This window comes from Helicobacter salomonis (assembly GCF_900197775.1).
In the GTDB taxonomy this organism is placed as follows: domain Bacteria; phylum Campylobacterota; class Campylobacteria; order Campylobacterales; family Helicobacteraceae; genus Helicobacter; species Helicobacter salomonis.
This window is the reverse complement of the sequence record NZ_FZMA01000019.1, coordinates 100,062-106,380: the sequence shown is the minus strand read 5'-3', so window position 1 is coordinate 106,380 and position 6,319 is coordinate 100,062. Positions and strand designations below refer to the sequence as shown.

Annotated in this window: 6 protein-coding genes; all 6 read left to right on the top strand. The window is 45.6% G+C overall.

All coding sequences use genetic code 11. The features are described from left to right. Positions 1-307 precede the first annotated feature (307 nt). The 6 genes from arsR to C6H04_RS04185 all read left to right on the top strand — a co-directional run bounded on the left by arsR (position 308) and on the right by C6H04_RS04185 (position 6,313). Positions 308-991: an acid response regulator transcription factor ArsR gene (arsR, locus tag C6H04_RS04210; RefSeq protein ID WP_104695081.1), complete on the top strand. Its 684-nt coding sequence runs from the start codon at positions 308-310 to the stop codon at positions 989-991. Between the two features lie 6 nt (positions 992-997). Further along, a complete protein-coding gene (locus tag C6H04_RS04205; RefSeq protein WP_104695080.1) occupies positions 998-2,257 on the top strand; it encodes an ArsS family sensor histidine kinase in 1,260 nt (419 codons plus the stop codon). 9 nt (positions 2,258-2,266) lie between these two features. After that, on the top strand, positions 2,267-3,232 hold the full coding sequence (hemB, locus tag C6H04_RS04200; RefSeq protein ID WP_104732400.1) for a porphobilinogen synthase: 966 nt from the start codon (positions 2,267-2,269) through the stop codon (positions 3,230-3,232). Positions 3,233-3,241: 9 nt separating this feature from the next. Beyond that, entirely contained in the window at positions 3,242-3,964 is a 723-nt protein-coding gene (locus C6H04_RS04195; protein ID WP_104732399.1) for a YebC/PmpR family DNA-binding transcriptional regulator, read from the top strand. A 43-nt stretch (positions 3,965-4,007) separates the two neighbouring features. Then, positions 4,008-5,105, top strand: coding sequence for a citrate/2-methylcitrate synthase (locus tag C6H04_RS04190; RefSeq protein ID WP_104732398.1), 1,098 nt, complete (start codon positions 4,008-4,010; stop codon positions 5,103-5,105). Positions 5,106-5,515: 410 nt separating this feature from the next. Then, positions 5,516-6,313, top strand: a complete 798-nt coding sequence (locus C6H04_RS04185; RefSeq protein ID WP_104732397.1) for an HrcA family transcriptional regulator — start codon at positions 5,516-5,518, stop codon at positions 6,311-6,313. Positions 6,314-6,319 lie beyond the last annotated feature (6 nt).

Below are 6,319 nucleotides of genomic sequence, written 5' to 3'. Positions count from 1 at the left end.
GGTGGGTGGTTCACAGAATGTAGACCACTGGCAACACCCAACCATGGTTTTGCTGGAGTGATGCGTACATGTTCTAAAACGCAAGTTTTGTGTTATAATCGTGGACAATGGGTTGTGTTGGGAGTGGGTTGACTGGGGTTGCATGGTTCGTGGGTTATGCTTGTTGGATGGTTAGATGTCGGCTTTGTGTTGCAGGTTCTCTCTTGGCGGTGCTGGTGCAGGAGTCTCTTGTTTTGGAGGTTCTCGGAGTGTGTAAGTGGTGTGCGGGTGCGCTGGTAGCCACACCAACTTCCTTAAAGGTGTGTTGATGATCAAAATCCTAATGATAGAAGATGATGTGGAGTTAGCGGAAATTTTAAGCGAGTTTTTCCTCCAGCATGGCATTGAAGTTGTGAATTACGACGAACCTTATACGGGCATTAGCGCAGCTACGACACAGCCCTACGACCTCTTACTCTTAGATTTGACTCTGCCTAATTTAGATGGCCTTGAAGTGTGTAAGAGAATTTCCAAGCAAAAAGACATTCCTATTATTATTTCTTCTGCCCGTAACGATATTGATGACAAGGTCAAGGCCCTAGAGTATGGGGCAGATGATTATATCCCTAAGCCTTATGATCCCAAGGAGCTGTTAGCGCGTATTCAATCTCTTCTACGCCGTTACAATAAAAAAGTTGCCCATGGAGGTATGGATACACCCAAGAATACCCTTTTTAAAATTGATAAAGACGCGCGTGAGGTTTATATGCGCAATAAAAAGCTCGATCTTACCCGTGCCGAATATGAAATTTTAACCTTGCTCATTAGTAAGAGGGGCTATGTTTTTTCCAGAGAATCCATCGCTATCGAATCAGAGTCGATCAATCCTGAAAGCTCTAATAAGAGCATTGATGTGATCATCGGGCGTTTGCGTGCTAAAATTGAAAAGGATCCTAAAAAACCTCAGCACATTATCTCTGTACGGGGGGTGGGCTACAAATTGGAATACTAGCCCACAATGCCCTTGTCCATTTTCAACAAGATTGTTTCTCTGTTTGTGGTTTCCCTAGCGAGCTTTGGGGCGTTTTCTTATTATTTTATCCGCTCGCAAATCGACCACGAGAACTTTCAAACTCAAATTCGCCACCAGCAATTTGTTACCACGATCAATCAGGTTTTAGCCGACAAACACAACCGCTATTCAGCGGAGGTGTATCTGCATGAATTGGGGTTTAAAGAAATTAGCTCTAAAGAGCTTCGCGAAGTGCTTGCGCCCCAGCAAAGTGAAGATATTGAACGGAATGACAACCCCTTGGCCAACATTCTCAAGGTAGGCAATAAGATTTTTATTTCTCTCAAAAGCAATGGGAATACCATTCTCTACAAAGAAATCCAAAAAACCTCTTATCACAACTATTATTTGGCCATTTTCATAGGGGGGCTTTTGATTGTGATGATCTTTGTCTTCGTGATTCGTGGCTTTATCCCCATTAATGAGCTACGCAAAAAGGTTCATCTTTTTTCCGGAGGTAAGATGGATATCGAATGCAAAATTGATCAACAAGATGAGATTGGGGATTTAGCTGCGGCCTTTGATTCTGCCATTAAAAAAATCAGAGGCTTGAATGAATCGCGTATCTTGTTCTTGCGCGCAATCATGCACGAACTGCGCACACCCATCACTAAGGGCATTATTGTTGCAGAAATGGTAGAAAATCAAATTCAAAAAGAGCGACTACTACGCACTTTTCAAAGACTAAATGCTCTCATCGAACAATTTGCCCGCATCGAGCAACTCTCCTCTAAAAACTACAAAATTGCCAAAGACATGTTCATGATGGATCAATTATTAGAACGCGTAAAAAACATGTTGTTACTAGAACATAACAGCACCTCCATCCATGCCGATGTTCCTAATTGCGCTTTCCATACGGATTTTGATCTCTTCGCCTTAGTGCTTAAAAATCTTCTGGATAACGCTCTCAAATACAGCCCAAACAAACAGGTCCATGTTGAAATCACAGGTAAAAATCTTGTGGTATCCAATCAAGGTGAACCCATGAGAGAAGACCTGGCGCATTATTTCAGACCCTACTTCCAAGATGAAAACCAAAGCGATGGGCATGGCTTTGGCTTGGGGATGTATATCATCAAGAGTGCGCTCGACACCCTGGGTTTTACGCTGGCTTACGCACACCATGACGGGGTGAATTTCTTTAGCATTGAAAATTGTGTTCTCAAAGAATTTTACCCTATATTTTCTACCAAGGACAGCTAAAGGATTTACATGTTTAAACGCCTTAGACGCTTGCGCTCCCATGAGATTTTGCGCGATCTCGTGCGTGAAACGCGCCTACACCCCCAAGATTTCATCGCTCCCCTCTTTGTGCGCGAAGGACAGGGGATTGAGTGCCCCATTGCCTCCATGCCCGGGGTGGCACAAATGAGTATCGATGTGCTCTTAAAAGAGTGTGCAACTCTGCAAAGTTTAGGTTTATCAGCCGTGTTATTATTTGGGATTCCCAGCCAAAAGGACGCACAGGGGAGCGCAGCCCTAGATGATAACCACCTCATCGCCCAAGCCGCACGCGCAATCAAGGACAAATTCCCCCACATGTGCGTGATCGCCGATCTGTGTTGCTGTGAATACACCGATCACGGACATTGTGGAGTGCTCAAAGGGGAAAGTGTGGATAACGATGCCACGCTAGAGTTACTCGGGCAACAAGCCCTAGTGCTAGCTCAAAGTGGGGTGGATATGCTCGCTCCTAGTGCCATGATGGATGGAATGGTAACTAGCTTGAGATATACCCTAGATACGCATGGCTTTAGCATGTTACCTATCATGAGCTATTCGAGCAAATTTGCTAGCCATTATTATGCTCCCTTTAGGGATGCAGCAGCTAGCGCACCCAGCTTTGGGGATCGCAAGGGGTATCAGATGGATTATGCTAACCGCAGGGAGGCAATTTTAGAGAGTTTAAACGACGCTTCTGAGGGCGCAGACATTCTCATGGTCAAGCCCGCTCTAGCTTACTTAGACATCGTGCGCGCGATCAAAGAGCGCACCCTTTTACCCCTTGCCCTTTACAATGTGAGCGGAGAATATGCCATGTTCAAGCTCGCCCAAGCCCATAACTTGATGGATTACGATCGCCTGCTTTTAGAAACCATGACAGGCTTTAAGCGCGCGGGGGCAGATATCATCATCAGTTACCACGCTAAAGAAGTCACACGACTTTTACACACCTAAAGGAGATACATGGGACGCGCTTTTGAATACCGCCGTGCCGCTAAAGAGAAACGCTGGGACAAAATGAGTAAGATTTTCCCCAAACTCGCCAAAGCCATCACCCTAGCAGCTAAAGCAGGGAGCGATCCAAGTAGTAATGCCAAATTGCGCACTGCCATTTTAAACGCCAAAGCCCAAAATATGCCCAAAGATAATATTGACGCGGCCATCAAGCGCGCCAGTAGTAAAGAGGGGCAACTGGTGGAGGTGAGCTATGAGGGTAAGGCTAACCATGGAGTGTTGCTCTTCATAGAATGTATGACAGACAACCCCACGCGCACTATCGCCAATTTGAAAAGCTATTTCAACAAGAGCCCGGGGGCTAGTATTGTGCAAAATGGATCGTTAGAATTCATGTTTACGCGCAAAAGCGTGCTAGAGGGCGTGCTAGCAGATTTGCAAGCTTTGGGCTTAAGTATAGAAGATGTGGAGTTAAGCTTGATTGACTATGGTTTAGAAAGCCTAGAGATGGATAGCGAGCGCTTTTTTGTTATTGGGGATTATCAAGATTTCAAACAACTCAGCGATGGGTTTGAGGCTCTCAAATTACCCCTTCACAAGGCTTGCTTGCAACGCCTGCCCACCACCCCTATCCGCTTAAGCCCAGAGGCTCTAGCGGAGACAGAGAAACTCCTCGATCGCATTGAAGAAGATGAAGACGTGATCGCGTTGTATAGCAATATCGAGGATTAAGACAGCTTTGCTATAGTCTGATATTTTAAATGAAGGAGCTAGTATGGAAGGATTGGCAGGTGTTGTAGCGGGGTCTTCAGCTATTTGTAGCGTGGGCAAGGGAGAGGGATTGTTGTATCGGGGCTATTCCATTGAAGAGCTCGCGCGTAGAGCGGAGTTTGAAGAGGTGGCGCATTTGCTGGTTGTAGGGCACTTACCTACAGAGCGCGAATTAGCCCATTTCAAACAAGCTTTACAGGTTTATAGAGAACTACCTCTGATCGTAAAACAGGTTTTGCAAGCTTTACCTGTCAGCACACACCCCATGGATGTGATGAAAGCGGGCGTGGTAGCTTTGGGCTGTGCGTATCCGGAGGAGTTGGATTTCTCCAACCAGGACACTTGTGCCTTGCGTCTATTGGGCGCGCTACCATCCATTCTGATTTATTGGCATAATCTTCATAAGTTGGGCAAGCATGCCGGCCTAAATTCAGACAAAAGCATGGCGCACTACCTTTTAGAAGGTTTACGTACGGGTACTCCTTTAGAAGAAGAAGTGAAAGCGATGGACGCGATGCTAACTCTCTATGCCGAGCACGAGTTCAACGCCTCCACCTACGCCAACCGCATTACGGCTAGCACACTCTCAGACCTGTATTCTTGCGTTTCCACGGGCATTAACACACTCAAGGGGCGTTTGCATGGGGGGGCTAATGAAGTGGCGATTGCTTTTGTCTTGCGTTTTCATAGTGTGCAAGAGGCCCTGCAAGAAGTCGACGCATTGTTTGCCAAGAAAGAGAAGATCATGGGCTTTGGACACCGCGTTTACAAGAAAGCCGATCCTAGGAGCGCGGTAGGTTTTGAACTTGCCGAACAACTCAAGCATTTAGGCGATCCTAAACTCTTTGAGATTGCCATAGCGATTCGCGACAAAGTCAAGCAAGAAAAAGGCTTGCCTGATAACATCGATTTCTTTGGTGGGTTAGTTTATCACTATATGCGCCTTGAGCGACTTTACTACACGCCTTTCTTCGTGATGTCCAGGGCTGTAGGCTGGATGGCACACGCCTTTGAGCAGCGCGCCCATAACCGTATTATCAGACCCACATCCACCTACACTGGCGCATCTAAACGCTCTTTTATCCCACTTCAAGATCGCTAGTTAACATCCAAAAGACCTACCTCTTGTGCGCTAGCATGCCTCAAAGAGGTATCTTAGCGCTCCACAAACAAAAGCACCATCTCTTCTATTGGAACTTCACAGGCGCTATTTATCCAGCCATTGATCAGCTTGTTTGACAGATAATTTTACCCACAGGTTTCTACATTGTGCTATGTAAAATGGAATTTTAAAGGTCTGTATCCATGGTAGTTTTATATTAATAATTGTCGCTGATAGCAAATTTTATTAGTTAAAAATCTTAGGTAAGTTTATGATACTTATATCAACTTTGGAATTTTTGAGGTAATAGAACCCCCTAAAATGCGTAAAATTTAGCAATATTTTATAAATATTGCTAAATTCTGTAAATTTTATGCTATCATGTGTTCAAATTCAGAGAAAGGATGGCGATGGGTTCTAAAACAGCATGGCTCTTGGAGACTTTGATCAAGACCTATTTGAGAAACCGCGCGCCTGTGGGCTCAGAGAGTTTGCGCCACGCCATCCAAGAGCACCATATGTTGGCTATCTCTTCAGCCACCATCCGCAATCATTTCAAGCGACTAACAGAGCAGGGAGTCTTGTGCCAAAGCCATAGCAGCGCGGGGCGTATACCCACCACCCAAGCTCTCAAGGATTATTGGCGCGCCAGGCTCAATCCCTATGATTGTTTGGAGATCGATTTAGAGCGTTTACAAGAGGCGAGCGCGCGTTATGGAATTTTCAGTGTGGTGGAGTTTTACCAAAGGGCGTGTTTGCAAGCTGTGCATAACCACGCACACAGGTGGCTCATTTTGGACTTTGGAGCACTCCAGATTGCCCTAGATTATCACAGGAAGCTGGAACGCTTTGTGGGGGAGCTGGTGGGGCTGGAATGTCGGGCGATCCGTCAAATAGCACTCTCTGTATGCGCGATGCGACTGGTTACGCAGATTGAGAATTTTTATCAAAAGCGTCTTTACTTTGGCTTGGAGTTTTTAACGCAATTGGGTGCACATTGTGATGAAACATTGCTATTAAACATCTTGGAGGGGCATATCTTTAGACATCTCAAGGAAGGCTTGTATTTTGAAAGTCTGTTTCCCTGGGGCTTTTTAGGAATTTTACAGCCTATTAAAGCCCAAGGGGAGGAGACTAAAATGCTGTGTGTAGGAGGCTTAGAGCAGAATTTTGAGGGCTTTTACCACGCGATTGCGCAAGCATCTTAAGAGAAG

Excerpts from the sequence above, each read along its gene's own strand:
- arsR (WP_104695081.1), top strand. The coding sequence starts at position 308 with ATGATCAAAATCCTAATGATAGAAGATGATGTGGAGTTAGCGGAAATT.
- C6H04_RS04205 (WP_104695080.1), top strand. The coding sequence starts at position 998 with ATGCCCTTGTCCATTTTCAACAAGATTGTTTCTCTGTTTGTGGTTTCC.
- hemB (WP_104732400.1), top strand. The coding sequence starts at position 2,267 with ATGTTTAAACGCCTTAGACGCTTGCGCTCCCATGAGATTTTGCGCGAT.
- C6H04_RS04195 (WP_104732399.1), top strand. The coding sequence starts at position 3,242 with ATGGGACGCGCTTTTGAATACCGCCGTGCCGCTAAAGAGAAACGCTGG.
- C6H04_RS04190 (WP_104732398.1), top strand. The coding sequence starts at position 4,008 with ATGGAAGGATTGGCAGGTGTTGTAGCGGGGTCTTCAGCTATTTGTAGC.
- C6H04_RS04185 (WP_104732397.1), top strand. The coding sequence starts at position 5,516 with ATGGGTTCTAAAACAGCATGGCTCTTGGAGACTTTGATCAAGACCTAT.